The following is a 26,862-nucleotide window of genomic DNA, read 5'->3' as shown; positions in this document are numbered from 1 at the left end:
ACTTGATGAAGACGATGAACTTGATGAAGAGCTAGAACTTGATGAAGACGATGAACTTGATGAGGATGTTGTGCTAGGTATCGGTGGCGTTTGTTCTTTCTCACCTAATCCTTCGCCAGATCCTGATTCTAATCTCACTTCGCGGGTTAAACTACGTGGTGCCGGGAAATTAGTTGCTGTCCATGTGAGCGTGTTATGAACAAGATCACCTACTTTTGTACCAGGAGCTACTTTGGTCGAATATTCAATATACATTGGCCAGTTGTAGTTATCTCCAAAATCAATGGTAAAGCCAGTGATTTGACCATCTGCATTCTTTTCCAAAACCGCTTTTTTAGTAAAGTTATCAAGAACTGGAAGACTTAAAATCTGCGCTTCATTCTTAATGCCACCTTCTACAGGAGCAAACCGAACGGCACGCAAGCTACCTTTAACCAATGTTAAACCATCTCCGAACTGGTCTTTAATAACCATTCCACGAAGCATATCTTGGCGGGCGTTTAAGATAATTCGCCATTTAATAATGGTTGGATCAGACTTATCTTGGTAGCCATATTTCATCTCATAGTCTCCAGCTTCCCCATCAGTCTTTTCATAATTCAATGAAAAATCTGTATTGCCTAGTTTAAACTGGATTGGGGATGTTTTAGTAAGCACTTCGGAGTCTACTTTTACATCAAAATGCAAGGCAACTCGTTTATTAAGTGGATGAGATGCGAAATAATCATTAAAGGTAACGGTCACAGTTTTCTTACCTGTATCAACAACAGCTTTCCCCACAGTTTGACCATTTGATTGACCTTCCTCAAGAACATTGAATTCCAATGCTGTGTAGAGGGTTAATTCTTTTGGTAAGCTAAGTGTTAAAGTATCACCAGCTTGAATGGCTTGCGAATCAGGGAAGGTCAAAGAAATGCTTGCTGATAATTTTTCATTCGTCAACACCTTGCTGCCATTCGTTAAAGGTTTGCCATCTTTCGTTAAGCTTGCTGTCTGTGTATAAGACGAGACTTCTGCGGCCTGAATTGTTTTAGTCAAACCAGCTGTGAATAGAATCGTTAGCACTAAGACAAGTGACCATACAATTTGACGGACCTGTTTCATAATTTCCACCTCTGCTCGCCCGTTTGCGAGCTATTTTTATAGATTTAAAGACCAATTTCTGCCTGGACAACTGCAGCAATGGTATCCACATAGTAGTCTACTTCTTCATGAGTTGGTGCTTCTGCCATCACACGAAGGAGGGGTTCGGTTCCACTTGGACGCACAAGGATACGACCATTTCCTGCCATTTCCGCTTCCAATTTTTCAATGATTTCACGAATAGCAGGCACTTCCATCGCCTTGTCTTTCATGCTATTTTCAACCCGGATATTGACAAGCTTTTGTGGGTAAATGGTTACTTCTGCAGCCAATTCAGATAATTTCTTACCAGTTTCTTGCATGATTTTAGTTAATTGAACACCTGTTAATTGACCATCACCAGTCGTGTTGTAATCCATGATGACTACATGACCGGACTGTTCCCCACCAAGGTTATACCCAGATTTGCGCATTTCTTCGACCACATAACGGTCTCCAACAGCTGTGATTTCTTTTTGAATCCCCTTCGTATCTAATGCCTTGTGGAAACCGAGATTGGACATGACGGTTGTGACGATCGTATTTTTTTCGAGCAAGCCCTTGCTTGAAAGATACGAACCGATGATGTACATGATCTTATCCCCGTCTACGATTTCTCCATTTTCATCCACTGCAATCAGGCGATCACTATCTCCGTCAAAGGCAAGACCAATCGCTGCACCTACTTCTTTCACTTTCTCTTGCAAGTGCTCTGGGTGGGTAGAGCCAACCCCATCATTGATGTTCAAACCATCTGGGTTTTCACCAATGACGGTCAATTGAGCTCCTAAATCTGCAAAGATTTGACGAGCACTGGTAGAGGCTGCACCATTTGCTGTATCTAAGACCACGTGCATGCCCTCGAGTTGGACACCTGTCGATACAAGGAATTCTTGATACTTACGCAAGCCTTCCGGATATTCCATGACCGTTCCTAAACCTTGCGCACTTGGACGTGGAAGGGTATCTTCAGCGGCATCAAGCAAGGCTTCAATTTCAAGCTCGCGATCATCATCCAATTTGAAACCATCACCACCAAAGAATTTGATTCCATTGTCCAAGGCTGGATTGTGGCTAGCAGAAATCATAACGCCGGCGCTGGCTTTTCCCGTACGAACCAGATAGGCAACACCTGGCGTTGCAATCACACCCAACTTATAAACGCGAATCCCAACTGATAAGAGACCAGCGATCAAAGCATGCTCCAGCATTTCACCAGAAATACGCGTATCACGTCCAACAAACACCAAAGGTGTTTCTTCTTCATGTTGGCTCAACACGTAACCACCGAAACGACCCAACTTAAAGGCTAATTCTGGCGTTAATTCTACATTTGCTTCTCCACGGACACCGTCCGTTCCAAAATATTTACCCATTTTTGATTACCTTTTTACTTTCTAATTACTTGAACTGGAAGAGGTCGACGACGAACTGCTAGAGCTTGACGTAGACGAGCTACTCTTTGTGGTCACTTGAATCCGTGTTTCACTCGGATTAACCAAGCCTGGTAGAATATTTCCTTGAGCATCCACTGCATTTAAGGAAATGGTTCCGCTATAATTTCCACTGATGATCTCACTGGATGGGAAGACTGCTTGGACATGATCAATACGACTTAAGGTTTCTTGATCACTCGTCACTTCCACCTTAGTTTTTTCAAGAGAAATATCCGTTACCGTAATTCCATCCACAATTTGATTATCCGGGATCGTGGCTCTAACTGCAAACGATTTTTTCGCTTTCTTACCGATTTTTACAGAAACTTTCTGAGGTTCTACGGTTGCTGTTAAACCACCTGGAAGATCTTCTACAATCAACGGAACTTCGACGGTGCCTTCCTTGACCTTACGCAGATCCGCTACCACACGAAACTTCCGAGTTCCCGGTTGCATCTCACTTGCAAGAGCAACCCGGTTTGAACCTTTAAGAAAGACCGTTACCTCTGACGTCAACCCACTGACAAAGTATTTTTTGTCATTATATTTAGCATCAATTGGAATATTGGTCAAGGTATTGGTATAGGTCTCTGAACTCACTTGTCTAGCGCTACTATTATTTTGAAAATTAAAGGAAGACGCATTGATAAATAAGATAAAGGACAATAAGACGGAGGCGAAAACATAAAGAAATTCTTTTTTCGATCTCATTTTGTTACCCTCCCAAATAGACGCTCTTTCCAACTAATCGTTTTATTCTCTTCAGGAACCAAGAAGGCTCTCAATTCCGACTCAAACTCTTCTAAAGTTAAATCATGACGAAAAGTTCCGTTGTAGGTCATAGAGATGCCACCCGTTTCTTCTGATACCACAAAGGTAAAGGCATCAGAAACTTCAGATAAGCCAATAGCTGCACGGTGACGCGTTCCAAACTCTTTTGAAATCTCAGTGTTTTCCGTCAAGGGCAGGTAGGCACAAGAAACAGCGATTTTATCATTGCGAACAATGACGGCACCATCGTGTAAGGGAGTATTAGGAATGAAGATATTAATCAGCAATTCTCCTGAAATATCTGCATCCAGAGGAATCCCTGTGGAAATGTATTCCTGAAGGGTTCTGGCCCCTTGAATAGCTACCAAAGCACCAATCTTACGTGGGCTCATATAAGCCACTGCCTTAACATAGGCCTGTACCATTTTCTCTTCCTGACTGACTTCACTCGTCGTAAAAAATTCTGTCGCCCGACCTAGACGCTCTAAGCCAATCCGAATTTCAGGGGAGAAAATCACAACCAGCGCGATAACCCCATAGGTAATCACTTGATTGATCAGCCAAGAAATAGTCGTTAAACCCAAAAAATTGGCTAAAAATTGAGCCAAGAAAAAGATAATGACCCCACGCACCAAAATCATGATCTTGGTCCCGACGATGGCCTTGATCAAAAAATACAACAACCAAGCCACCAGGGCAATATCGATGATATTGATAATAACACTCCACCAATTCGGGAACAAACTGGTCCAAAATTGTGGATTTGAAAACTGTTGAATATTCATATTCTCATACCTACCACTTCTCTAAAAGACATCATCTTATTATAACACGTTTCAACAGATTTTTCTGTAACCTTCTGATGCTTTTTATGATAAAATATGATTTATGAAGATAAATACAACCTTGGGCCTTCTGGCAGGAAAGCTTTCCGGCTCTATTCTAGAAAAGATGGGGCGGGGATCAACCCTACCAGGTAAAGTAGCCCTCAAATTTGATAAAGATATTCTCAGTCAACTGGCAAAAAACTATGAGATTGTTGTGATTACAGGGACAAATGGAAAAACCCTGACCACTGCGCTAACAGTAGGTATTCTCCAAGAAGCTTTTGGACCTATTTTGACCAATCCAAGTGGGGCCAATATGATCTCTGGGATTACAACGACCTTCTTACGGGCTAAGCATTCGAAATCAAATCGACCGATTGCGGTACTTGAAATTGACGAGGCCAGCCTCTCTCGGATTTGTGATTATATTAAGCCCAGCCTTTTTGTGGTCACTAATATTTTCCGGGACCAGATGGACCGCTATGGAGAGATCTATACGACCTACCAAATGATTTTGGATGCCATTCACAAGGTCCCAACTGCAACAGTCTTGTTAAATGGTGATAGTCCGCTCTTTAATAGTCAGACCTTATCCAATCCGATCCAATATTATGGATTTGATACTGACAAATCAGAGCCACAACTAGCTCATTACAATACGGAAGGAATCCTCTGTCCGCATTGCCACAATATTCTCAAGTACAAGCTCAATACCTATGCTAATCTTGGGGATTATATCTGTGAGCACTGTGGTTTCCACAGGCCTCCTCTGACTTATGCCGTATCAGACCTCCTCTCTTTAACCCATCGCTCTTCCCAATTCCGGATTCAAGACCAAGACTACCACATCAATATCGGCGGTCTCTACAACATCTACAATGCCTTAGCAGCTGTCTCTGTTGCTGGATTCTTTGGAGTGCAACCTGAAGTGATTAAGCAAGGATTTGATCGCAGTCGCGCTGTCTTTGGTCGTCAGGAAACCTTTAAGATTGGGGATAAGGAATGTACCTTGGTTCTGATTAAGAATCCAGTTGGTGCGACCCAAGCCATTGAAATGATCAAACTAGCACCTTATTCCTTTAGCTTATCAGTCCTCCTTAATGCGAATTATGCAGACGGAATCGACACGAGCTGGATTTGGGATGCAGATTTTGAGCAAATCACCCAGATGGATATTCCAGAAATCAATGCTGGCGGGGTGCGCCACTCTGAGATTGCTCGGCGACTTCGGGTCACTGGCTACCCTGCTGATCAAATCACAGAAATGGCTGAATTAAAAGATGTCTTCCAACGCATCCAGCAACAGGAAACCCCTCACGCCTATATCTTAGCCACTTATACAGCCATGCTAGAGTTCCGTGAACTTTTGGCCCAAGAACACCTGATTGAAAAGGAGATGCACTAATGACTTATACTTCTCTAGAATCTTCTGATCAGGCACAGTATCCTTACAGCCTGCGCATTGCCCATCTCTACGGCAACTTAATGAATACCTACGGGGACAATGGGAATATCCTCATGCTCAAGTACGTTGCGGAAAAACTTGGAGCCCATGTCACAGTGGATATCGTTTCTCTCAAAGACCGTTTTGATCCAGAAGTCTACGATATCGCCTTTTTCGGTGGAGGACAAGACTACGAGCAGACCATTGTATCAGAAGATCTACCAGATAAAAAAGAAGACCTCGAACGCTTTATTCATGAAGATGGTGTGATCCTTGCTATCTGTGGTGGCTTTCAGCTTCTAGGCCAATACTACATTGAAGCTTCTGGCAAACGCATTGAAGGACTCGGCATTATGGGCCACTATACGCTCAACCAAGTCAACAACCGCTATATCGGTGATATCAAAATCCATAACGAAGAATTTAACGAAACCTATTATGGTTTTGAAAACCACCAAGGTCGGACCTTCTTGGCTGAGGATGAAAAACCGCTGGGTAAGGTCGTCTATGGAAATGGGAACAACAAAGAAGATGGGTGCGAAGGGGTTCATTACAAGAACGTCTTTGGCAGCTACTTCCACGGTCCTATCTTGTCCCGAAATGCCAATTTGGCCTATCGACTAGTGAGCACTGCTTTAAAAAATAAATATGGCAAGGACCTTTCCCTACCGGCTTATGAGGAGATTCTAAGCCTAGAGCAGCCGGAAGAGTACGCTGATGTGAAAAGCAAGGCCCCTGCTGAACAATAAGGAGATAATGATGAACAAAAATAATCTACACTACATTGCTTTATTACTTTTAATTTTATTGATTGCTGGTATTTCCCTTGCAAACATGCAATCAGTCACTGTGAATTTCCTCTTGGTCCAATTTAAATTGCCCTTGATCATTCTGATCTTGCTCTGTGTCCTCTTGGGTGCATTTGTCATGACCTTGGTTAATTTTTCAAAGGGCTTCTCCCTAAAAAAAGAACTCAAGAGCACTCAAAAGCAACTGGAGGAAGAAAAGAAAGAAGTTAAAATAGAAGAAAAAAATAACAACTAAAAAAGCACCGATCGGTGCTTTTTTTATGCTGATGTACCTTCTTTTGCTTGTAATTTCTTGGCGACTACTTGTGCTAAGAGTGAAAAGAGGATGACGCCAGCTCCTATCAAGAGAAAAGATTCTACACGGACACTTGGCAACCAGGTCATCAAGCCTTTAGCCACAGGCATAAAGAGAATGGCCAAGGTAAAAATGGTGCTTAAGACCCGGCCCAGATAGTCTCCTTCTACCTTGGTTTGAACCTGGGTAAAAAAGTGGATGTTAAAAATTGTCATAAAGAGCTCACAGACCAAATTTCCAGAATAGGAAAGAAGGTGAGGAAGAGGCAAGCCCATCATGAACACTCCCACTCCTGTTAAAATCAATAAGAAGAGAAGCATCTCCATGCTTGATTTAAATTTATTAGCAATCAAGGCTCCGATGATGGAGCCAATAGCCCCCAAAGTTAAGATGGTCGCATAAGCGCCCTTGACCCCGTAGAGTCGGTTCGAAAAGGGAAGTAAAAACTCAAAGGCTGCAAAGAAGAAATTGACACTGGAAGCCACCAAGAGGAGAAAGAAAATTTCTTTCTGATGCCAGATATAGTGCAGTCCATCCTTGATATCCGAAAAAATATCTTTTCCTGTGAACCGTTTCTTTTCTTGAACTTTGGCTTCTTCTTTCGGAAGGAATGCCACTAGGACAAAGGCGATGAAAAAGGTCAGTGCATCCAGTAAGAGGGTCACATGGAGACTGGCAAATTGTAAAACAAGGAAAGAGAACACAGGTGAGCTAACACCGACAACCTGTAAAACCAACTCCAAGCGGGCATTATAGGTCACAATCTCTTCTTTCTCTACGACCTCAGTGATGATGGCTTTGTTGGCCGTACGAGAAAATGCAAAGGCAATGGCCTGAACAATATTGGCAACAATCAGGGCTGCAATCATCCAACGATCGTTCCTGATAAAAGAAATCGCCAAACAAAGGAGTCCACACACCAGGTCGGTCGTCATCAAAATCTTGCGACGGGAAAAACGGTCTGAGATCACGCCGCCAAATGGATTAACTAGAATGGAGGTCACAAGTTCAGAAATCTGATAAATCCCCAATACTGTTTTTCCTATAGTCCCCATCGAGGCCAGCCAGACACTATTCCCATAGTCATAGAGCATATTTCCCATTCTATTGATCGCCCCACGAGCAATTAATTGGACTGCATGTCGATTCATAAAAAAAACCTCCTTCATTTTCTGAAACTATTGTATCAGTTCATGAAAGAGGTTTTCATTTTGTCCCTTATTTGGGAAAATTAATAAATTACAATTTTATAAAAGAATACCTACTGTTCTTTTGATTGAAGCTGCTTAGCTACTAGCTGAGCCAAGAGTGAAAAGAGAATAACTCCAGCTCCAATCAGGAGAAAGGATTCTACTCGGACACTTGGCAACCAAGTCATCAAACCTTTGGCGATGGGCATAAAGAGAACAGCCAAAGTATAAATCGTACTCAAGACTCTCCCCAGATAATCATCTTCCACCTTGGTTTGCACTTGAGTAAAAACGTGGATGTCGAAAATGGTCACAAAAAATTCACAGACCAGATTTCCCGAAAAGGAAAGAAAAGTCGGAAGAGGCAAGCCCATCATGAACACTCCTACACCTGCCATGAGCAGTAAAAACAGGAGAATTTTCATACTTGATGTCATTTTATTGGCAACAAGTGCTCCTAGAATAGATCCAATAGCTCCCAATGTTAAGATGGTTGCATAAGCTCCTTTAATCCCGTATAGACGATTCGAGAAGGGAAGTAAAAACTCAAAAGCCGCAAAAAAGAAATTGACACTAGAAGCCACTAATAAGAGAAAGAAAATGTCTTTCTGATGCCAGATATAGTCTAACCCCTCCTTGATATCAGAAAAAATATCTTTCCCCGTAAACTGTTTCTTTTCTTGAACCTTTGCTACTTCTTTCGGAAGGAATGCCACTAGGACAAAGGCAATGAAAAAGGTCAGGGCATCTAGTAAGAGGGTCGCATGGAGACTGGCAAATTGTAGAACTAGGAAAGAAAACACGGGAGAACTGACACTAACAACTTGTAAGACCAGCTCCAAGTGCGCATTATAGGTTACAATCTCTTCTTTCTCCACAACTTCTGTAATAATGGCTTTATTGGCAGGTCGAGAAAAACCAAAGGCAATGGCCTGAACAATATTGGCAACAATCAGAGCCGCAATCATCCAACGATCATTTCTGATAAAAGAAATCGCCAAACACAGGAGACCACACACCAAGTCGGTCGTCATCAAAATCTTGCGACGAGAAAAACGGTCTGAAATCACCCCTCCAAAAGGATTCACGAGGATCCCTGTCACTAACTCAGAAATCTGATAGATTCCTAATACCGTCTTTCCTATAGTCCCCATTGAGGCCAGCCAGACACTATTCCCATAATCATAGAGCATATTTCCAATTTTGGTAATCGCTCCACGACTAATTAATTGGACCGCATGTCGGTTCATAAAATCTCCTTTATCTCTCTCCTATTTAGGAACATTCATCTATTACAAATTTATCAAAGTGTTCTTGATAGTAAGCTACCTGCTCTGGAAGACCTAGCACATCAAAAATATGCATAGCCTCTTGCATTTGCTGACTCCCTTCTTCTGTTTGCCCCTTCTGATAGAGGGCAAATCCCTTGAGGTAATGAAAGACATTGCGCTCGTAGAGTTTGATGCTCTTGCCGATAATCTTTTCCACATAGGCTTCAAAATAACTAGCACTTTCAAAAGAACGGTGTTCTAAACAATGCTGGTAACAATTCAGAGCTAGAATCAAGACCAGTTTTCGATGGCGACCAATTTCCTTGTAGAAATCTTCCCGCTCCATCACTTCTCTACCAAGCCGAGTGACATAATCCACATCATAAAAGCTATAAAGATTGCCAAAGAGGATCAACTCATACATGGTCCATTCTTCCGTTTGAAAAAGATAATCCGCCACCTTTTCCAGATCACGTTGCTTCATTGTGTAGCTGGTATCTCTCTGGCAAATCAAGCCTTGTAGCAGGATCCAGTTCAATTCAAAATAGAGGGGATTGGTCGAACGTTTAGCCTTTTCAAGTTGTTCTCCTTGAAGCCTTTGAAAACCAGCAATATCATTTGCATAGTAAAGCGGAATAATCTGAGCCATCAAGGCCACATGCTCATGGTGTTGGAAATTTCTGGCCTTATCCATAAAATTCTCAACAGTCACATGGATATTGTCCAAAATTTCAAAGAAGCGCGACGCAGCCAGATCCGACTGCCCCAATTCAAAACGGGATAATTGGGAGGTCGAACAGGCCTCCCCTGCAGCTTCTTTCAACGAATAATTTTTACTGATTCGAAATTCACGAAAAACTTTGCCTAAATCTTCCATTTATTCCACCTGCTCTGACAGTTCTGCCCACTCTTCCATGACAGCTTCCTGCTGGACAGTCAGTTGGTCCAGGTCACTCTGGAGTTGAACTAAGTCGGCTGCATCGTTGGTGCTATGCATGGTTTCAGTGATGGCTTGAATTTTTTGATCTAGCTCTTCCATCTCTGCTTCCAATTGCTCAATGCGACGGGTGATTTTACGGAGTTCCTTTTGGTTTTGCTTTTGCAGATGATAATCATTGCTGGTGACTTCTTCCGTTGAAGAAGCGGGCGCAGCTTCTGCTTGCGCTGCAGCAAGGGCCTCTAACTCTGCTTTTTTCTCCAGATAATAATCATAGTCTCCCAGATAAAGGGTTGAGCCCTCTTCTGAGAGTTCCAAGACTTGTGTCGCCACCCGATTGATAAAGTAACGGTCGTGGCTGACAAAGAGCAGGGTCCCATCAAAATCAATCAAGGCATTTTCCAGTACTTCCTTGCTATCGATGTCCAAGTGGTTGGTCGGCTCATCGAGAATCAAGAAATTGTTGTTTTCCATGGACAGCTTGGCCAAGAGTAGACGCGCTCGCTCTCCACCTGACAGCATGCCGACAGTTTTCTTGACATCGTCCCCTGAGAAAAGGAAGGCTCCTAGGCGATTGCGAATTTCTACTTCTGGTGTCAGTTTAAAGTCATTCCAGAGCTCATCCAAGACACTATTGTGAGGGGTTAGTTTACTTTGGGTCTGGTCATAGTAGCCCACCTCGACATTGGCCCCAAAACGGACTTCCCCCTTGATAAAAGGAATCTGCCCAATGATGGACTTGATAAGAGTAGATTTCCCAATCCCATTTGGTCCTACAATAGCGACCGCATTCATCTTGCGGATATCCAGATTGATCGGCTCGGACAGGATTTGATCGTCATAGCCGACAGCTGCCTCTTCTACTGTCAAAACGACATTGCCAGAGGCCTTATCAGAATGGAAGGTCATATGGGCAGACTTGGTCCCAGCTTCGGGCTTGTCTAGGCGCTCCATTTTTTCCAACTGCTTGCGACGAGACTGGGCCCGCTTGGTGGTTGAGGCCCGCACCAAATTGCGATTGACAAAGTCTTCAAGCGCAGCAATCTCTTTTTGTTGTTTCTCGTAGTTTTTAGCTTCAGTTAGCAGTTTTTGCTCTTTTTGCTCCACAAAACTGGAGTAATTGCCGACATAGCGATCTAAAGAATGCTTGGTCAAGTCCAAAGTAATGGTTGCGACCTTATCTAGGAAATACCGGTCGTGACTGACAATGAGAAGGGCCCCACTATAATTGACCAAGTAATTTTCCAACCAGGCAATGGTCTCAATATCCAAATGGTTGGTCGGCTCATCCAGTACCAAGAGATTTGGCTTTTCCAAGAGCATCTTGGCCAGAGCCAGACGGGTATTTTGCCCACCAGACAGCTCCTCAATCTTCATCTGCCACATGGACTCATCAAACTTGAAGCCGTTGAGAATAGCGCGGATATCTGCCTCATAGGTAAAGCCACCTGCCTGACGGAATTCTTCCGATAAACGGTCATAATCCTGCATGAGTTTGTCCAAGTCAGCCCCAGTTTTTTCCCCCATCTCAAGCTCCATTTGACGTAAGGTTTTCTCGGTCTTTCGAAGATCGTCAAAGACATGAAGCATCTCATCATAGATGGTATTGGACGACTCAAAGCGACTATCTTGGGCCAGATAAGAGAGGGAAAGATCCCGCTTTTTATTGATTTCCCCAGAAGTCTGCTCTTCTTCTCCCACCAAGATTTTTAAGAGCGTGGACTTGCCAGCTCCATTCTTTCCGACCAGGGCAATCCGGTCCCGTTCATCCACTTGCAGGCTGATATTATCAAAAAGAACCTCCCCTGCAAAAGAGCGTTCAATTTTGTTGGCTTGTAAAATAATCATGTCCCTATTTTACTATCTTTTTACGGATTAAACAAGGGAAGACGAAGCATCAAAAAAATCCCGAGCCCCTTGAGGCCCAGAACTTTTAGCAAGTATTTTTAAACTCATTCTTCCTTGTATAATTGTCGGACTGCTTCTACATCTGAATCCTGGATACTGTAGAAAGAGCCAGCTGGTTGCATGACCGATTCTCCATCTGTGTGGTCCAACCCAATCGCATGGCCTAGCTCATGCTCAGCTGTATTGACAATCCGATCATAACTATAGTTATAGATATAATTTAACAGATAATGGCGATTGAGGCGAACTGTGATGTGGGTGAACCGATTGGTTAAGAGGTTAGTTTGAGAGGCAGTCTCTCCTGCTGCAGAAACGGATGCGTTGTCCATCTCGGTCAAGACCACATTGGCCTCTTTTTCATTTGTGACCAACTTGAAAGTAAAGGCACCTGTTTGGTTCCAAGCCTCAATGGCATCCCGATAGGCTTTTATAAAAGTTTGACTGATATTGGGATCTAGATAAACCGTAGCCTCTGCTTTTTCCCAGCGAGCACCACTATGCTCATGATTGTCCGTCTGCGTCGTCTGTGAGCTAGGTGCCATCCCAAAGCGCGATACAAAACCCTGATCACCAAATAAATTTCCAACTTGATAGACAACCTTTTGGGCAGCTCGTCCAAATCCATCCATACCAGAACTAGGAGAATCTGTAAAATAGATGATCCCCACTAGAACGAGAAAACTGATGGCAATGGTCCAGAAAAATCCCCAAAAAAGACTCCAAGCCATGCGAAGGATTCCTATGAAAAATCGAAAAATGGTTCTCATACATTCTCCTTTCTCTTAAAGAAGGTATGCAATTGTAACACCCCATTCTTAAAAATAACTTAAATAACTGCGCTTTCCAGCTTATTGATGAACGGTTACTTTGCCTGTCTGATAATCCAGGCTAATCCCACTTTGAACATTGGGAACAAAGACATTGAACTCAAGGCTCCCATCACTCGATTTGGCTTCGATCTGTGATCCTAATGGAATCAGATCTTCTGGATGGTTGTAGATCAAGGTCACCCGATAGCGGATCCGCTTGTTCTTATCCAGTGCTTTTCGAACCAGGGTCTCATAGTAGTTTTGACCGGTGGAATGAGGATCATTGGCTTGATTGGACCAAGCCGTTTGCACAGCGATATTTTTGGGATTGCTAGTCGAGGCATCAAAACCTTTGAGATTGCCGATCAAGGCGTAGCCCAATAGGTGGCCCCGATCCACAGCATGGTCATACTCGCCTGACAGATTATGGACCTGATGCCAACCTGCTGGTTTCCAATCGGTTAGGCCACTACCTGTTGCATCCCGATCTCTGTACTGGCGAGTCGCCTTGGTCATAATAGCGTTCGCAACCGTCGGTACGGTCTTTCCATTCACTTCTTTTGTCTTGTTATCCGCATAGGGTTGACTAGCCACGCTGGCATCCAGATCTGTGCGATTTCCCTTAACTACAAAGGCTCCAGCACCGTTCCATTCCAAGTCATTCCCTAATTGTGAACGGGCAGATTTCGTTAGTACAGAGCTAGCTAACTCTTTACTAGGTGTTTCTTGTTGGCTACTAGTCACCACCGAAACAACCTGATCCGTCGCTTCTTTCACCGTCGGTTGATTAAAATAATAGCCCCCGATAGCTAGGGCCGTTGCGACCACAAAGCCCGCTAGGGTTTGTTTGGTTCGTTTGCTTACTGTTTGTTTTGCCATATCTCTCTCCAAAAAAGAGCAGCGCTAGATGGGTCATTGACTCGATTCGCTGCTCTCCTTTTTACTCAATTTTAGTTAAAAGCTTATTTGCCTGTTAGCTTTCCAATGATCTCTGACCAAGTGTCCGGAGAGAGAATGGACCATGGATTTTTCCCATCGCCAATCACTCCATAGCCAATGACCAAACCAACTGCAAAAATGATGATTCCAATCACAGCCAACAGGAGGACAATTCCTAGCTGTTTTCCAACATAGCGAAGATTAGTTTTCATCGTCTTCTTCCTCTACACGTTTCACGTCTGCACCTAGCGCCACCAATTTCTCATGGAATTGATAATAACCACGATCTAAGTGACTTAATTTGCTGACCTTTGTTTCTCCTTCTGCTACCAAGCCCATCAAGACCAAGGTTGCACTTGCTCGTAAATCGGTCGACATAACCTCTGCACCTTGGAAGCTTTCCCCTCCAACGATACGAGCTGTATCCCGCATAATATCCGAGTGAACGCCCATCCGACGCATTTCTTCCAAATGCTGGAAGCGATTCTCAAAGACCGTTTCAATCATGGTAGACTCACCTTTAGCCATGGCCATCAAGGCTGTGAATTGAGCCTGCATATCGGTTGGAAATCCTGGGTAGGGAAGAGTTTTAACGGTCACTGGACGGAGCTTACTGATATCCGATTGAATCCGAATTCCATTTTCTTCTTCGGTTACCGTTACACCCATCTCCTGCATCTTAGATAGAAGCGGACGGTTGTGTTCCCAAATGGCATCTTCGATTAAGACATCTCCACCAGTCATGGCTGCCCCAATCATAAAGGTTCCAGCCTCGATGCGGTCTTGCACAACATTGTGGTTTGCACCGTGCAAGCTCTCCACACCAACGATGGTCAAGGTCTCAGTTCCTGCTCCCTTAACATTAGCCCCCATTTTATTCAGCAAGAGAGCTAGGTCAACAATTTCAGGTTCCCGAGCTGCATTTTCAATCACAGTGACTCCATCTGCCAAGGTTGCGGCCATCATAATATTTTGTGTCGCACCTACTGATGGGAAGTCCATATAGACGTGTGCACCTTTGAGACGATCTGCTTTTGCTTCAATATAGCCGGCTGTTTGGGTAATCTCAGCTCCCATGGCTTCCAGACCTTTCAGGTGGAGGTCAATCGGACGACTACCGATCGTACATCCTCCAGGCATGGAAACTTTGGCATGGCCATTGCGTGCCAAGACAGGACCTAAGACAACGATAGAAGCCCGCATCTTACTCACATATTTATAAGGCGCTTCCTCTGATAATTTTGCTTGCGCATCTACGACAACTGTATTGTCTTCTTCATTGAAGGTTACTTGTGCATTCAACCCACGAACAACATTGTTCATTGTAAAGACATCTGATAAAACAGGTACATTTTTCAAGGTTGTCACGCCCTCGCTTGCTAGAACTGTTGCAGCAAGAAGAGGAAGGACAGCATTTTTTGCTCCTTCGATTTTGACGGTTCCAACCAGTCGATTATGACCACCATTAACGATTATTTTTTCCATACGGGATTGTTCTCCAATTTCTTAAAGTCACGCTTTCTATCATACCATATTTTTTATAAAATGTGGCTAGAATTGGCCAATAAAAATCTGTCGACTCATCTCATAGACACTGATAAAAAATGAGCTCGCTAGATAGCCGATTCCGACGCTGATCATCAAGATCAAAAAACGGATTTTAACCGCATTTTCAGCACTTACTTTTAAAAACTTTTCCCATTGAACCAGGTTCATCAATAGGTAATAGGCAAAAAAGATAAACAATAGATGGCTTGAAAGATTAAAAATCATTTGAATCATACAGCTATTATACCATATTTGGTCCGTACTTTCTTCTTTTGATTCTCTCCCAACAAAAATAAGGTGAGGACATACCTCCACCTTATTTTGAATATCTTATAAACGATTTCCGACATTAATCCGGTTAATGGCGCGTTGAAGAGCAATTTTAGCACGACGTTCCATATCAACCGAATGCTGATCTTTGGCTTCTTCAATCGCTTTTTCAGCTCGCAGTTTGGCACGTTCTGCACGACTAATGTCAATATCTCGAGCACGTTCGGCAGAATCGGCAACAATGGTAATGACATTATCAGCTACTTCGATAATCCCACCATTGACTGCAATCCAATCAATATGTTTGTCATCGTCGACACGACGAACCTTTACTTGGTCTACAGCCAAAACCGCAATGGTATTGATATGATGAGGTAAAATCCCTAATTCACCATCAATTGTCTTGACAGATACAAATGCGGCATGATGATCATAAACCAGTCCATCCGGTGTAACGATTTGGACGTTCATTTGACTCATCTTTCACCTCTTCTTAGAATCCCATTTTTTCAGCTTTGGCAATCACATCTTCGATCGATCCAACACCACGGAAGGCATCTTCAGGAAGATGGTCATATTTTCCGTCCAAGATTTCTTTAAAACCACGAACAGTTTCTGCAACAGGTACGTATGAACCAGGTTGACCGGTAAATTGTTCGGCAACGTTGAAGTTTTGTGACAAGAAGAATTGGATCCGGCGAGCACGAGCAACCAAGGTCTTTTCTTCGTCAGACAATTCATCCATCCCCAAGATCGCAATGATATCTTGCAATTCATGGTAACGCTGAAGGACGCGTTTGACCTCAGATGCTACTGCATAGTGTTCTTCTCCTACGATTTCTGGAGAAAGGGCACGTGAGCTTGATGCCAATGGGTCCACCGCCGGGTAGATCCCCAATTGTACCAATTTACGTTCCAAGTTGGTTGTTGAATCCAAGTGGGCAAAGGCGGTTGCTGGCGCTGGGTCTGTATAGTCATCGGCTGGCACATAGATGGCTTGGATGGATGTAACAGAACCTTTCTTGGTTGACGTAATCCGTTCTTGCAATTGCCCCATTTCAGTTGCCAAAGTAGGTTGGTAACCAACGGCTGAAGGCATCCGTCCCAAAAGGGCTGATACTTCTGAACCGGCTTGGGTGAAACGGAAGATATTGTCGATAAACAAGAGAACGTCCTGACCTTCGACATCACGGAAGTATTCCGCAATGGTCAAACCAGTCAAAGCAACACGCATCCGTGCTCCAGGTGGCTCATTCATTTGTCCAAAGACCATGGCTGTTTTTTCAATAACGCCAGATTCTTTCATTTCCCAGTAAAGGTCATTCCCTTCACGTGTCCGTTCCCCAACACCGGTAAATACAGAAATCCCACCGTGTTCTTGGGCAATATTATGGATTAATTCTTGAATCAAGACGGTCTTCCCAACTCCGGCACCACCGAAGAGTCCGACCTTCCCACCTTTCAAATAAGGGGCTAAGAGGTCAATAACCTTGATCCCTGTTTCAAGAATTTCTTCTGAAGTAGAGAGCTCGTCAAAGGATGGAGCTTTTTTGTGGATGGAGTCACGAGGAGCATCCTCAGGAAAAGGTTGATCCAAGTCAATGGTATCTCCAAGAACATTGAAGACACGTCCCAAGGTTTCTTTTCCGACTGGAACAGAGATTGGACGACCTGTGTCCAAGACTTCCATTCCACGTGTTAAACCATCAGTTGATTCCATGGCGATGGTCCGTACGACCCCATCACCAAGTTCCAAAGCTACTTCAAGAACGACTTTCGATTTTTGTTGGTCATTTTTATAGACTACAAGCGCATTATTGATCTCAGGAAGTTTATCTCCAACGGAAAAGGCAACGTCTACGACGGGACCTACGACCTGAGAAATTTTGCCTAAACTCATGTCATTCTCCTATTCTAAGTAATTTCTACTGCTCAAAAGTTCTCTTTCAAGCATCTGTTTTTGTATTTAAAATTGTATCCGACAACTATTCAAGGGCGCTAGCACCCGCAACGATTTCGGTAATTTCTTGTGTAATCGCTGCTTGACGAGCACGGTTGTATTGAATCGTTAATTCATCAATGACTTTCTTGGCATTGTCTGTTGCAGTTTGCATGGCCATCATCCCAGCAGCATTTTCAGCTGTTTTAGCATCAATAATGGCACCATAGATCATGCTTTCAGCAAATTGAGGAAGCAATTGATCCAAAATGGCATCTCGACTAGATTCCAATTCTAGATTCAATACATAGTCCTCATCCGCTTCATTGGGGTCCAAATCAATAATTGGAAGCATTTGTTCCACCCGCATTTGACTCGTCAAACTGTTGACGTGGTGGTTGTAACAGACGTACAACTCATCAAACAAGCCTTCCTGATACATTTGGACTGTTTTCGAAATGATCTTGCGAACTTCCTTAAAGCTAGGCTGATCAGGCAAACCACGCAATTCATAAACCGGCTGAATCCCACGGGCACGGAAGAAATCCGCACCGACGCTTCCAATACAGATCACTTCAAAGTCATCTCCAGTTGGATGGTATTCTGCCTTCATTTCCATCATGGTTTTAAGGATGGAGGCATTGTAACCCCCGACCAAACCACGATCAGATGTAATAACGATATAAGCTGTCTTTTTTACCGGCCGACTCACCAACATGGGATGGGACTTGGTATTTTCTGTTTCATGTCCATGGAGCAAGTCTGTTAAGAGCTTACGAACCTTAGCAGCATAAACCTGAAAATCCTTGGCTGCCTGCTCAGATTTACCAAGTTTGGCAGCGGACACCATCTGCATGGCATTGGTGATTTGACTGGTGTTTTTTGTGGATGCAATTTTATTTTTAATATCATTTAATGAAACTGCCATCTTCCACTCCTATTTCTATTTGAAATTTGACTGGTTGACAAATTCAGTAAGGGCTGCATCCAGTTCTTCTTCTGCTGGAAGATCATGTGTCGAACGAATCGTCTCAAAGATTTGATGATAATGTGCTTCAAAGTAATCAAACAACTCTTCTTGGAAACGAAGAATGTCGTCTACTGGAACACTATCTAAGAAACCATGAGTCAAGGCATACAAGATCACGACTTGTTTTTCAACTGTCAATGGTTCATGAACAGGTTGTTTCAAGACTTCCACTGTCCGACGACCACGGTTCAATTTCGCTTGAGTCGCAGCATCCAAATCACTACCAAATTTCGTGAAGGCTTCCAACTCACGGTAGGAAGCGAGGTCGATACGAAGGGTACCAGCAACCTTCTTCATAGCCTTGATTTGAGCAGATCCACCAACCCGGGAAACAGAAGATCCGGCATCAATGGCTGGACGAATACCGGCATTAAACAAACTATCTTGCAAGAAGATTTGTCCGTCTGTGATCGAAATCACATTGGTTGCGATATAAGCGGAGATGTCCCCTGCTTGGGTTTCAATGATTGGAAGAGCTGTAATAGAACCCCCACCCAATTCATCCGAAACTTTCGCAGAACGTTCCAACAAACGGCTGTGGAGATAGAAGACATCCCCTGGGAAGGCTTCACGTCCTGGTGGACGACGAAGAAGAAGGGACAATTCACGGTAAGCTACGGCTTGTTTTGACAAATCATCATAGACGATCAAAACATGTTTACCGTTATACATGAACTCTTCTGCCATGGCAACCCCAGCATAAGGTGCCAAATAAAGCAATGGAGACGGTTGAGAAGCCGAAGCGGTTACCACAATCGTATAATCCATAGCTCCGTATTTACGGAGAGTTTCTACTTGCGTACGAACTGTTGATTCTTTTTGACCAATCGCCACATAGATACAGATCATGTCTTGACCCTTTTGGTTCAAAATGGTATCGATGGCAATCGAAGTTTTCCCTGTTTGACGGTCCCCGATGATCAATTCCCGTTGACCGCGTCCAATTGGAACAAGGGCATCAATGGCTTTCAAACCAGTTTGTAGGGGTTCTGAGACAGATTTCCGTTGCATAACACCAGGAGCTGGTGTTTCAACTGGACGGAATTTATCTGTCACAATCTCACCCAAACCATCTACTGGTTGGCCAAGTGGGTTGACAACACGACCAATCAAGGCATCCCCTGCAGGGACTTCCATGATTTTACCTGTACGACGGACAGAGTCTCCTTCACGAATATCCGTGAAATCACCCAAGATGATGATTCCGACATCCGTTGTTTCTAAGTTTTGGGCCATCCCGTATGAGCCATTTTCAAAGATTAACAACTCACCACTCATGGCATTTTCAAGCCCATGAGCGCGGGCAATCCCGTCACCAATGTAGGTTACAACACCTGTCTCAGTGACGTCAAAGTTTGGCTTGAAATTTTCAATTTGTTGCTTAATTAAAGCGCTGATTTCTTGTGCGTTAATCGCCAAAATTCACACCACTTTCTATTTCAATTTAGATTTTATAACTTGCAATTGGTGTTTGAGACTGGTATCCAACGTTTTATGATTGGCTGTCACGACAAAGCCACCAATTAAATCTGGATCGATCTTTTGTTGGATCGAGCGAACTTGAATCCCAAATTTTCTTTCGATAATGGGTACTAGCTTTTGCTCTTGAACAGGATCCAAACCAGCAACTGTCGTAACAGTGACGACAAATGCGTTGCTCAACAGTTGAATCTGATCCAAACAAATCGTTACAATGTCATAAAATAAGGCTTCACGATGATTGAGAATAACCACTTCAATCAAATGGTCGAGTAATTGTGAATCAGAGGGTTGAAAAAGTCTTAGACTTTTTGCTTTCTCTTCATCCTCTACACCGATATGAGCTAAGAAGTTAGCAAGTCCAGTCTCCTCAAAAATGCCCTTGATTTGGGTCAATTTTTCAAAGACAAGATCTTGTTCTCCTTTTTCAAAGACCAATTGAACAAAAGGCTGGGTATATTTCTCAATCACCATCAGTTGCTTTTTGTCCATTAGGCTTCTCCTAATTCATCAAGATAGCGATCGATCAGTTGGCGTTGACCTTCAGCATCCAGCTGTTGACTCAACAATTTGCTGGCAAGATTGACAGTGAGATCTGCCACATCGCCTTTGATACTGTTCAATGCTTCTTCTTTGTTATGCGCAATTTCTTGTTGCGCTTTTTCTTTCAAACGTACTGCTTCTTGAGTGGCTTCTGAAAGGATCTGAGATTTGTTCTTTTCTGCAGTTTCCTTTGCATTTTCGACAATAGACGCAGCTTCTTTGCGGCTACCTGCCAACTCTTCTTCACGTTTACTTGCTAGTTCCTCAGCTTTTTGACGAGCTGATTCTGCTCCATCAATATCATCTGTAATCTTTTTGGCACGCGCTTCTAAAATTCCATTGATATTGTTCCATGCAAATTTCTTTATTAAAAAGATTAATAATAGGAAGGAACCAGCAATGAGAATAAAGTTACCAATAATTTCACTCATTGATACATGCATTCTTCTACTCCTCCTCTACTTACTCTTCACCATTAATTTTCTTACCAATATAGATTGATGACAACATGGTAAACACATAGGCTTGGATACATGAAATAAAAATTGAAAATGCAGTCCATGCCATGCTACCAATAAAGGCAAATGGATACCAATAGAAAGCTTGGTGTGATAAGTTCACGAGCAAGCTTGCTAATACCTCACCCGCAAAGATATTTCCGAAGATCCGAAGTGCCAAGGAGGCAAAGTTCGTTAATTCTTCCAAAATATTCATGGGGGTCATAAATCCAGGTGTCACAAAAGCCTTTAAATATTCCTTCACACCACGTCGGCGAATTCCTTCTACATGGGCGATTAAGGTGATCAAAAATGAAAAGGCAAAGTCATAACCCAGGTTAGCGGTTGGTGATGTCCACAAATTGTAACCATTGGTCGTTTCGATTTTAGCCATCAATCCAATGTTATTGGCCACTAAAAGAAATAGGAAAAGAACAAACAAGAACAAGGAATAGTCCTTTATATAATGTTCCCCAATATTTCCTTTGGTGAAGCCTACGACAAAGTCATATGCGTATTCCAGCACATTTTGTTTGCCCTTTGGTCGGATCGTCATTTTACGGCTGGCCCAATAAATAAAGCCAAAAACCACCAAAACAGCAATCAAGGTCATAGCAAGTAGGGTCAAATTAAAAGTTACAGGTCCAAGAGTTATCGTTGGAGTGATACTTTCTTCCAAGTTTTGACACCTCCTTTTCTAAAATAGAAGTGCTTATTTGATAATGAAGGCCATAACCAAGGTTACGAAGAAAGTACCTTCGACAAAGGCAACACCAAGAATCAAGAGGCTACGCAATTGACCAATAATTTCTGGTTGACGAGACGCAGATTTCAATAGGCTGCTCATCATCAAACCTTCTGCCAGTGATACACCAAAGCAGGCTAAACAAAGACCTAAAAATGTTAAATTCATGATGAATTCTCCTTTTATAAATTTTACCTCCTTAGTTTACTCCTAAAAGATATAATAGTCAAATATTTCCTAGCAAAGTAAGCGTTTTAGTGAAATTACGTTATTTTTTTAATATGATAAACTTTCCTATCTACGATTGATTTCTTTTAATTTTTAGACGCTTTGTCCACCTCTATTCATTTTTTCTTCTAAAAAACTCTCACCTGCTCAGCAGATGAGAGAATTCGATTATTTAAAGATAGACGTTTTGAAACTGTCTGTTTGTTGCAGTAATTTCTTAAAAATTTTTTCTTTCAAGGCAAGGGTATTGTCAAATTTGACAGCACCATTCTTCAAGCTGGCCTGATCTTTTTCAACTGCAGTAGCGAAAGCTTGTTTCAAGTCATCATAAGTGCTGTAAGTAGTGCCATCAACTTCAATAGCCTGAAGTCCATTTTTAGCACTGGTCACCACTTCATTGAAGTAGGCTTTCTTCCAATCTTCAAGGGTACTGAATTTTCCATCAGAAATCTTTTGAATGATGTAATCATCCCCTAAAGTCGCATGACCTGCTTGTTTGGATTCTTGTTTATACTTGTTTGAAGCATAGCCTAAGAAGCCTTTTTCATAACCATAGTAGCCCCAGAGTCTAAAGGTATTGTGTTTGAAGGACATGGCTCCAGGAGCCCCTTCACTGGTGTTTCCACCATAGATCCCTGTCATCATCGGCACCGTCACATAGGCTGAGCCAAAGTCTGATGGATTATAGACACCATTTCCAGGACCACGATTGGTCATGAAGTTGTTGGTGATGAGATCATCTACTGAATGTAAGGTGATGGCTTTTTCCTCATCACTCAAAGGACGCACCTTATCAAATTGATTCTTGGTATTAGCCCCTCGGTATTGTTTATCAACCTTCTTGAACCATGCATTGTTCAAGTCTTGACTGCCTTTATTGAGGACGGCTTCTCCTTCTAGGTAATCCAGAAGCATGAGAGTGTCATTATAGCCTTTCATATACCGATCAATTTCGTCACGTGACTTCAAATCATTTGGATTGGTATTGTACCATTGGTTTCCATCGTTAGGACGCTCATAGGCCATGTTGATACCTAAGGCCTTGTATTCCCCATTTGGATTGGATACGGATGGTGTTTGCAACATTCCTTGGGCAAAGGCTTCAATATCAGTTCCTTCGCGGTGTCTCCAACCACCTAAGTAAACCATACGGTCATTGACGTGCGTCGTTTCGTGCGTGAAGGCAGAGACCCCAAAGTCACTGATCATATCGGTCACCATGAAGAAGACAGAGTCATCTTTATATGGATTTCCGTAAATTCGCGCCACTGCTCCCATTCGCCAATCTGTCGCATGATAACGATCGGTTGGACCATACAATTCACGGATTGGAGCCACATCCTTGCCACTGTTGGTATGTCCATAACGGTCTGTACTAATGCCCTTGTAGTTTTGGTTATCAAGGACAGGGGTCGGCACCATATTGTTGCTCTTCAAGAGCTGATTGCGAACCTTATCCGTTGCTAGACGTGACCAGAAATCTAGGTAATTCTGTTGGCCTTTCGCTACCTTGTCAATTTCCTCTTTGAAGGCCGTTCGTTCCGCTTCCGTGTTCTTGCCATATTTCTCGAAGGAACTATAGGCCATAGTGTTGTAAGTTGAAATCAAGAACATATGAGCATCTTTTAAGTTCAAGAGTGGCAAGATCATTTTACCGTGAACATCATTGTTTAAGCCCTCATAGGCTCTGTGTTTAGCAGACGCGAATGCTGGATTGGTCGTCTCAGGCTCCACAATATAGACATTGTCTTTGGTTGCTTTGATGAACCAATCGTTCAAGTCTGTCTCTTTTGTAAAGAGCTCCATATTGTACTTCAAGAAGTCATTTAAGTTACCAGAAAGAGTCGATTTAGCCACAACTTCACGGAAGGCATCGTGGGTACGAGTCCCTTTGATGTAGTCTTCTTTTGAACCAATTTCAATCAAACGGTCTAAGACATCAACATTCTTCCCATAAAAATCTGGCTTGAACAACATGAGTTGCTTGATATTGAAGTTATCAAACTTAACTCCGTAGTAACGATTGAGGTAAGACAAACCAAGAAGAACAGCGGCCTTGTTGTCATCAACTTTCTTGATAAGGGCCCGTTTGGCAGCCTCATCTGTGTTCAATTGATGGTCTTGGTTTTCAACCAACTGTTTGACAAAGTGAGTCAAATTATCCTTGACTGCTTGGAAGCTTTCTTCAAGGTAAAGGTTCTTAATAGCATTGACCTTGTTAGGACCTGTTCTACCAAGATGGGTGTAGATTGGATCTGATTGCAATTCTACTGGACTTAGTTTCCCTACGATAGCACTGATGAGATCGCTCCGGTCTTTGTCCACCATATTTGGCGTGTAGACCACTTCACCGAGCTCCGCCACACTGTACTCTTTGACTTGTTTAACTTTAGACTCTTTCGGTGAAATGCTGAAGACATCTTTGGTCTTATCTGCGTAGTGGATCAGGATGTGGTCGGCATCAGCTAGTTCAGTGACAAAATCATTGCCCTTCATAGCGGTCACAGACAAAACTTCCTTGGTCAAGAGAGGACTCGTTGCAGCCAGTTTATTCCCTTGGTCGACAATCCACTCTTTGTTGTAGAATGGTTGCAATTTAGCGATATTGCGGTAAGCTAGCTCACGACTCGCATCGTAACCCGTGATGGCCTTGTATTGATCGTCTTTGTTAACAAGGTGATTGAGCGTATCTTCAATCGGTTTACTGCTGGTAAATTTATCAGCAGTGATTCCCATTGCTTCGATTTTCTGCTCAGCTTCTGTCAGCGAGATGCTTGGGATTTTACGGGAATTATTAAAGGTTTTCTTCCCTTCACTCACGCCTTCCACACTGTAATTGCGCTTGGTTCTTGAATAGGTGAAGTAATCATCAGCGTCGATATCCGAATGTCCGAAGACCATCTCACCCGTTTTGACTTTCATCATGGTGATGTTGTCTTCAATAGTCCCCAAGGCCCAGTTGGTCCCTAGTAATCCACCAGATTGAACCGCTTCTTTGAGTTCAATTGAACCTTTAGCAACGGAGTTTCTGAGAACCCCTTCTTTACCTACTGTGTGGTTATTTCCACCATTTTGAGAGGAATAAACGAGACCTGCAGCTTTGGCTTTATTACCAGTGATTTCAGCATCAACGTAAACTTTTTCAACGACACCTTTCCAGTTCTCACCAACAACACCCGCTAGATAGCCACCTTTGTTCCCAGCAGCGTGCAGTTTCCCGATAAAGGCAACGTTGCTGACCTTCCCACTACCATCAATTTTATTGACAATTCCTGCTACGTCATTGTTCCCAACAACACTTCCTGTTACTTTAACATTCTCGACAGTTGCATTATTTTTGATAACACCTGCGATTGGGGCTACTCGATCTGTCCCAGGTAGGTCAATATTGACATTTTCAAGCAAGAGATTCTTAACCGAGCCACCTTCGATGTTCCCAAATAATGGTCTTGTAATGTTATGGATGGCAAATGTATTTCCATCCGTACTTTCCAAAATTCCCTTGAAGGCATTGGTCACATAGGATTTCCCTGCTGGCTGGACATTAGCCGCATTCATATTGCTACCCAGTTTAAAGGTTCCAGTCGGATTGGCTTGCATGGCTTTTACAAGTTCGTTGAAATTGTAGTAGACATCACCTTCATGAGCTTTTGGTTTCGCAATATAGTGGACATATTCCTCACTAAATTGGTTGTCCGCAGTCCGTTGGATGAGATCAGGAGCTTTGGCTGTTACTTTGTAGAGGGTCGCGCCATCTACCGTCACTTCTTCGATTTTATCAACGGCTAGTTTTGTAACCTTATTATCATGGGTAGTGACCTTTAAGTAGTACGGCTTCACATCTGATGGTGTTTCAGACAAGAGGCTGCTATCGGTCTCAAGACCTTGGTCATCCACACTGATCAGACTAGTTTCTTTGATGTTTTTGATTTCAACTTTTTTAAGATCAAGTCTCAGTGGTTCTTCCTTGAGAACTTCTTCTTCATCCCCATTTCCACGGTCATACACCATGGTCGTTGCGAGCGTATAATCCTTGTAGTAGTCCAAGTTCGCTAAAGCAGCTGCCAAGTCCGTCTCTGAAAGGGTCAGTGTTTTCACCACTTGATCACCCTTCTTCAATACAACCTGGATGTACTTGATGGTCACACCGTCTGGTTTATCCAAACGATAAGTAGCTTTGGCACTGCGCTTCAATTCTTCCTTATCGACCTGGGTCAAGGTTAAGGTAGGCTTTTCAAGTTCTTTGGTCCCTTGTTGAATGATCTGATCTTGTGCCTGTTCAACTACTTCCTCCGTAACCGTTGGGGCATCCGCCGTTTTAACTCCCTTGATGGTCTTGTAGACCTTGGTGATTTTCTTCTTCCCATTCTTACCGGCTTGAGAAACCCTTTCAGTTCCTTTTAGCAAGGTAACATCTTGTTCGGTTACCGTCTTAAATGGAATTTCCTCATACGAAACATCCTCTGTTTGGCCTTCAATCGCCTTAGTCCCACGACTAACTTTTTCTGTCACAGGAGCTTTTACCGTTTCAGTTGTCTTGCTCACGGGCTCGCCAATCTTCTCGCCATTGACCGTCTTATAAACACGACGAATCTCCTGACTACCAGCCTCGCCTTTCTGAAGAAGGCTTTCTTCATCGGTGTAACGATTGGCATCCGTTACATACTCTGTTTCATATGGAAGGATTACCGTTTCTGTCTCCGTCACTGTCCCTTCGGTCACTTGGTAAGCTGGATTCTCCGGTTGAACGGGGGCTTCGCCGACATGGCCTTCTTCTTGTGTCCCTTTGGCTTCCACCACACCTGTATAGGCTGGGTTCTCTGGT

Annotated in this window: 25 protein-coding genes; 3 read left to right on the top strand and 22 right to left on the bottom strand. The window is 43.1% G+C overall.

What is annotated here, in order from left to right; translation table 11 throughout:
- The 4 genes from ADI76_RS06445 to cdaA form a co-directional block, all read right to left on the bottom strand.
- On the bottom strand, positions 1-1,104 hold a 1,104-nt coding region (locus tag ADI76_RS06445; RefSeq protein ID WP_049515190.1), incomplete at its 3' end, for an Ig-like domain-containing protein.
- Positions 1,105-1,148: 44 nt separating this feature from the next.
- On the bottom strand, positions 1,149-2,498 hold the full coding sequence (gene glmM / locus ADI76_RS06440) for a phosphoglucosamine mutase (protein WP_049515187.1): 1,350 nt from the start codon (positions 2,496-2,498) through the stop codon (positions 1,149-1,151).
- A 21-nt stretch (positions 2,499-2,519) separates the two neighbouring features.
- A complete protein-coding gene (locus tag ADI76_RS06435; protein ID WP_049515184.1) occupies positions 2,520-3,269 on the bottom strand; it encodes a CdaR family protein in 750 nt (249 codons plus the stop codon).
- Entirely contained in the window at positions 3,266-4,114 is an 849-nt protein-coding gene (cdaA, locus tag ADI76_RS06430; protein WP_049515182.1) for a diadenylate cyclase CdaA, read from the bottom strand. Before cdaA ends, ADI76_RS06435 begins: the two co-directional genes overlap by 4 nt.
- Before the next feature lie 103 nt (positions 4,115-4,217).
- On the opposite strand from cdaA, the gene murT reads away from it, so the two are divergent.
- Genes murT through ADI76_RS06415 form a run of 3 tightly spaced genes read left to right on the top strand, consistent with a single transcriptional unit; the run spans position 4,218 to position 6,644 of the window.
- Positions 4,218-5,561, top strand: coding sequence for a lipid II isoglutaminyl synthase subunit MurT (gene murT / locus ADI76_RS06425; RefSeq protein ID WP_049515179.1), 1,344 nt, complete (start codon positions 4,218-4,220; stop codon positions 5,559-5,561).
- Positions 5,561-6,349, top strand: a complete 789-nt coding sequence (gatD, locus tag ADI76_RS06420) for a lipid II isoglutaminyl synthase subunit GatD (RefSeq protein WP_049506449.1) — start codon at positions 5,561-5,563, stop codon at positions 6,347-6,349. The genes murT and gatD overlap by 1 nt, the downstream gene beginning before the upstream one ends.
- A 10-nt stretch (positions 6,350-6,359) precedes the next feature.
- The gene (locus ADI76_RS06415; RefSeq protein ID WP_024056107.1) at positions 6,360-6,644 is read left to right on the top strand and encodes a lipopolysaccharide assembly protein LapA domain-containing protein; all 285 of its coding nucleotides are present in this window, start codon (positions 6,360-6,362) and stop codon (positions 6,642-6,644) included.
- A 23-nt stretch (positions 6,645-6,667) separates the two neighbouring features.
- Here ADI76_RS06415 and ADI76_RS06410 read toward each other — a convergent pair whose 3' ends face one another.
- The 18 genes from ADI76_RS06410 to ADI76_RS06325 form a co-directional block, all read right to left on the bottom strand.
- Positions 6,668-7,855 (bottom strand): MFS transporter, encoded by a 1,188-nt coding sequence (locus ADI76_RS06410; protein WP_049515176.1) that lies wholly within the window; start codon positions 7,853-7,855, stop codon positions 6,668-6,670.
- Positions 7,856-7,965: 110 nt separating this feature from the next.
- Positions 7,966-9,144 (bottom strand): MFS transporter, encoded by a 1,179-nt coding sequence (locus ADI76_RS06405; RefSeq protein WP_049515173.1) that lies wholly within the window; start codon positions 9,142-9,144, stop codon positions 7,966-7,968.
- Positions 9,145-9,169: 25 nt separating this feature from the next.
- Positions 9,170-10,042 carry an XRE/MutR family transcriptional regulator gene (locus ADI76_RS06400; RefSeq protein ID WP_049515172.1) on the bottom strand — a complete coding sequence of 291 codons (873 nt, stop codon included), beginning with the start codon at positions 10,040-10,042 and terminating at the stop codon, positions 9,170-9,172.
- Positions 10,043-11,950: an ABC-F family ATP-binding cassette domain-containing protein gene (locus ADI76_RS06395; RefSeq protein ID WP_049515171.1), complete on the bottom strand. Its 1,908-nt coding sequence runs from the start codon at positions 11,948-11,950 to the stop codon at positions 10,043-10,045.
- 104 nt (positions 11,951-12,054) lie between these two features.
- Positions 12,055-12,777 (bottom strand): M57 family metalloprotease, encoded by a 723-nt coding sequence (locus ADI76_RS06390; protein WP_049515170.1) that lies wholly within the window; start codon positions 12,775-12,777, stop codon positions 12,055-12,057.
- Positions 12,778-12,858: 81 nt separating this feature from the next.
- Entirely contained in the window at positions 12,859-13,698 is an 840-nt protein-coding gene (locus ADI76_RS06385) for a DNA/RNA non-specific endonuclease (RefSeq protein WP_049515169.1), read from the bottom strand.
- An 83-nt stretch (positions 13,699-13,781) separates the two neighbouring features.
- A complete protein-coding gene (locus tag ADI76_RS06380) occupies positions 13,782-13,970 on the bottom strand; it encodes a DNA-directed RNA polymerase subunit beta (RefSeq protein ID WP_003006464.1) in 189 nt (62 codons plus the stop codon).
- On the bottom strand, positions 13,960-15,243 hold the full coding sequence (murA, locus tag ADI76_RS06375; RefSeq protein ID WP_049515168.1) for a UDP-N-acetylglucosamine 1-carboxyvinyltransferase: 1,284 nt from the start codon (positions 15,241-15,243) through the stop codon (positions 13,960-13,962). Before murA ends, ADI76_RS06380 begins: the two co-directional genes overlap by 11 nt.
- Before the next feature lie 66 nt (positions 15,244-15,309).
- Positions 15,310-15,540 (bottom strand): DUF1146 family protein, encoded by a 231-nt coding sequence (locus tag ADI76_RS06370; protein WP_003006458.1) that lies wholly within the window; start codon positions 15,538-15,540, stop codon positions 15,310-15,312.
- Positions 15,541-15,636: 96 nt separating this feature from the next.
- Entirely contained in the window at positions 15,637-16,056 is a 420-nt protein-coding gene (locus ADI76_RS06365; protein ID WP_003002471.1) for a F0F1 ATP synthase subunit epsilon, read from the bottom strand.
- 13 nt (positions 16,057-16,069) lie between these two features.
- Positions 16,070-17,476, bottom strand: coding sequence for a F0F1 ATP synthase subunit beta (gene atpD / locus ADI76_RS06360; RefSeq protein ID WP_049486331.1), 1,407 nt, complete (start codon positions 17,474-17,476; stop codon positions 16,070-16,072).
- Positions 17,477-17,561: 85 nt separating this feature from the next.
- A complete protein-coding gene (locus tag ADI76_RS06355; RefSeq protein ID WP_013903320.1) occupies positions 17,562-18,443 on the bottom strand; it encodes a F0F1 ATP synthase subunit gamma in 882 nt (293 codons plus the stop codon).
- Positions 18,444-18,458: 15 nt separating this feature from the next.
- Positions 18,459-19,964 carry a F0F1 ATP synthase subunit alpha gene (gene atpA, locus ADI76_RS06350; protein WP_009732555.1) on the bottom strand — a complete coding sequence of 502 codons (1,506 nt, stop codon included), beginning with the start codon at positions 19,962-19,964 and terminating at the stop codon, positions 18,459-18,461.
- A 15-nt stretch (positions 19,965-19,979) separates the two neighbouring features.
- Positions 19,980-20,516, bottom strand: a complete 537-nt coding sequence (locus ADI76_RS06345; RefSeq protein WP_013903319.1) for a F0F1 ATP synthase subunit delta — start codon at positions 20,514-20,516, stop codon at positions 19,980-19,982.
- Entirely contained in the window at positions 20,516-21,010 is a 495-nt protein-coding gene (atpF, locus tag ADI76_RS06340; protein ID WP_004219970.1) for a F0F1 ATP synthase subunit B, read from the bottom strand. The genes ADI76_RS06345 and atpF overlap by 1 nt, the downstream gene beginning before the upstream one ends.
- A gap of 19 nt (positions 21,011-21,029) precedes the next feature.
- Entirely contained in the window at positions 21,030-21,743 is a 714-nt protein-coding gene (gene atpB, locus ADI76_RS06335; protein WP_004219958.1) for a F0F1 ATP synthase subunit A, read from the bottom strand.
- Positions 21,744-21,776: 33 nt separating this feature from the next.
- Entirely contained in the window at positions 21,777-21,977 is a 201-nt protein-coding gene (locus ADI76_RS06330) for a F0F1 ATP synthase subunit C (protein ID WP_003006433.1), read from the bottom strand.
- A gap of 228 nt (positions 21,978-22,205) precedes the next feature.
- The coding region (locus ADI76_RS06325) for a ZmpA/ZmpB/ZmpC family metallo-endopeptidase (RefSeq protein ID WP_049515167.1) at positions 22,206-26,862 on the bottom strand (4,657 nt) is incomplete at its 5' end.

The sequence above is a fragment of the Streptococcus parasanguinis genome, from assembly GCF_001074805.1.
Taxonomy (GTDB): domain Bacteria; phylum Bacillota; class Bacilli; order Lactobacillales; family Streptococcaceae; genus Streptococcus; species Streptococcus parasanguinis_A.
The sequence above is the reverse complement of the archived record's forward strand: the minus strand, read 5'-3'. Positions and strand labels throughout refer to the sequence as shown.

Excerpts from the sequence above, each read along its gene's own strand:
- glmM (WP_049515187.1), bottom strand. The coding sequence starts at position 2,498 with ATGGGTAAATATTTTGGAACGGACGGTGTCCGTGGAGAAGCAAATGTA.
- ADI76_RS06435 (WP_049515184.1), bottom strand. The coding sequence starts at position 3,269 with ATGAGATCGAAAAAAGAATTTCTTTATGTTTTCGCCTCCGTCTTATTG.
- cdaA (WP_049515182.1), bottom strand. The coding sequence starts at position 4,114 with ATGAATATTCAACAGTTTTCAAATCCACAATTTTGGACCAGTTTGTTC.
- murT (WP_049515179.1), top strand. The coding sequence starts at position 4,218 with ATGAAGATAAATACAACCTTGGGCCTTCTGGCAGGAAAGCTTTCCGGC.
- gatD (WP_049506449.1), top strand. The coding sequence starts at position 5,561 with ATGACTTATACTTCTCTAGAATCTTCTGATCAGGCACAGTATCCTTAC.
- ADI76_RS06415 (WP_024056107.1), top strand. The coding sequence starts at position 6,360 with ATGAACAAAAATAATCTACACTACATTGCTTTATTACTTTTAATTTTA.
- ADI76_RS06410 (WP_049515176.1), bottom strand. The coding sequence starts at position 7,855 with ATGAATCGACATGCAGTCCAATTAATTGCTCGTGGGGCGATCAATAGA.
- ADI76_RS06405 (WP_049515173.1), bottom strand. The coding sequence starts at position 9,144 with ATGAACCGACATGCGGTCCAATTAATTAGTCGTGGAGCGATTACCAAA.
- ADI76_RS06400 (WP_049515172.1), bottom strand. The coding sequence starts at position 10,042 with ATGGAAGATTTAGGCAAAGTTTTTCGTGAATTTCGAATCAGTAAAAAT.
- ADI76_RS06395 (WP_049515171.1), bottom strand. The coding sequence starts at position 11,950 with ATGATTATTTTACAAGCCAACAAAATTGAACGCTCTTTTGCAGGGGAG.
- ADI76_RS06390 (WP_049515170.1), bottom strand. The coding sequence starts at position 12,777 with ATGAGAACCATTTTTCGATTTTTCATAGGAATCCTTCGCATGGCTTGG.
- ADI76_RS06385 (WP_049515169.1), bottom strand. The coding sequence starts at position 13,698 with ATGGCAAAACAAACAGTAAGCAAACGAACCAAACAAACCCTAGCGGGC.
- ADI76_RS06380 (WP_003006464.1), bottom strand. The coding sequence starts at position 13,970 with ATGAAAACTAATCTTCGCTATGTTGGAAAACAGCTAGGAATTGTCCTC.
- murA (WP_049515168.1), bottom strand. The coding sequence starts at position 15,243 with ATGGAAAAAATAATCGTTAATGGTGGTCATAATCGACTGGTTGGAACC.
- ADI76_RS06370 (WP_003006458.1), bottom strand. The coding sequence starts at position 15,540 with ATGATTCAAATGATTTTTAATCTTTCAAGCCATCTATTGTTTATCTTT.
- ADI76_RS06365 (WP_003002471.1), bottom strand. The coding sequence starts at position 16,056 with ATGAGTCAAATGAACGTCCAAATCGTTACACCGGATGGACTGGTTTAT.
- atpD (WP_049486331.1), bottom strand. The coding sequence starts at position 17,476 with ATGAGTTTAGGCAAAATTTCTCAGGTCGTAGGTCCCGTCGTAGACGTT.
- ADI76_RS06355 (WP_013903320.1), bottom strand. The coding sequence starts at position 18,443 with ATGGCAGTTTCATTAAATGATATTAAAAATAAAATTGCATCCACAAAA.
- ADI76_RS06345 (WP_013903319.1), bottom strand. The coding sequence starts at position 20,516 with ATGGACAAAAAGCAACTGATGGTGATTGAGAAATATACCCAGCCTTTT.
- atpF (WP_004219970.1), bottom strand. The coding sequence starts at position 21,010 with ATGCATGTATCAATGAGTGAAATTATTGGTAACTTTATTCTCATTGCT.
- ADI76_RS06330 (WP_003006433.1), bottom strand. The coding sequence starts at position 21,977 with ATGAATTTAACATTTTTAGGTCTTTGTTTAGCCTGCTTTGGTGTATCA.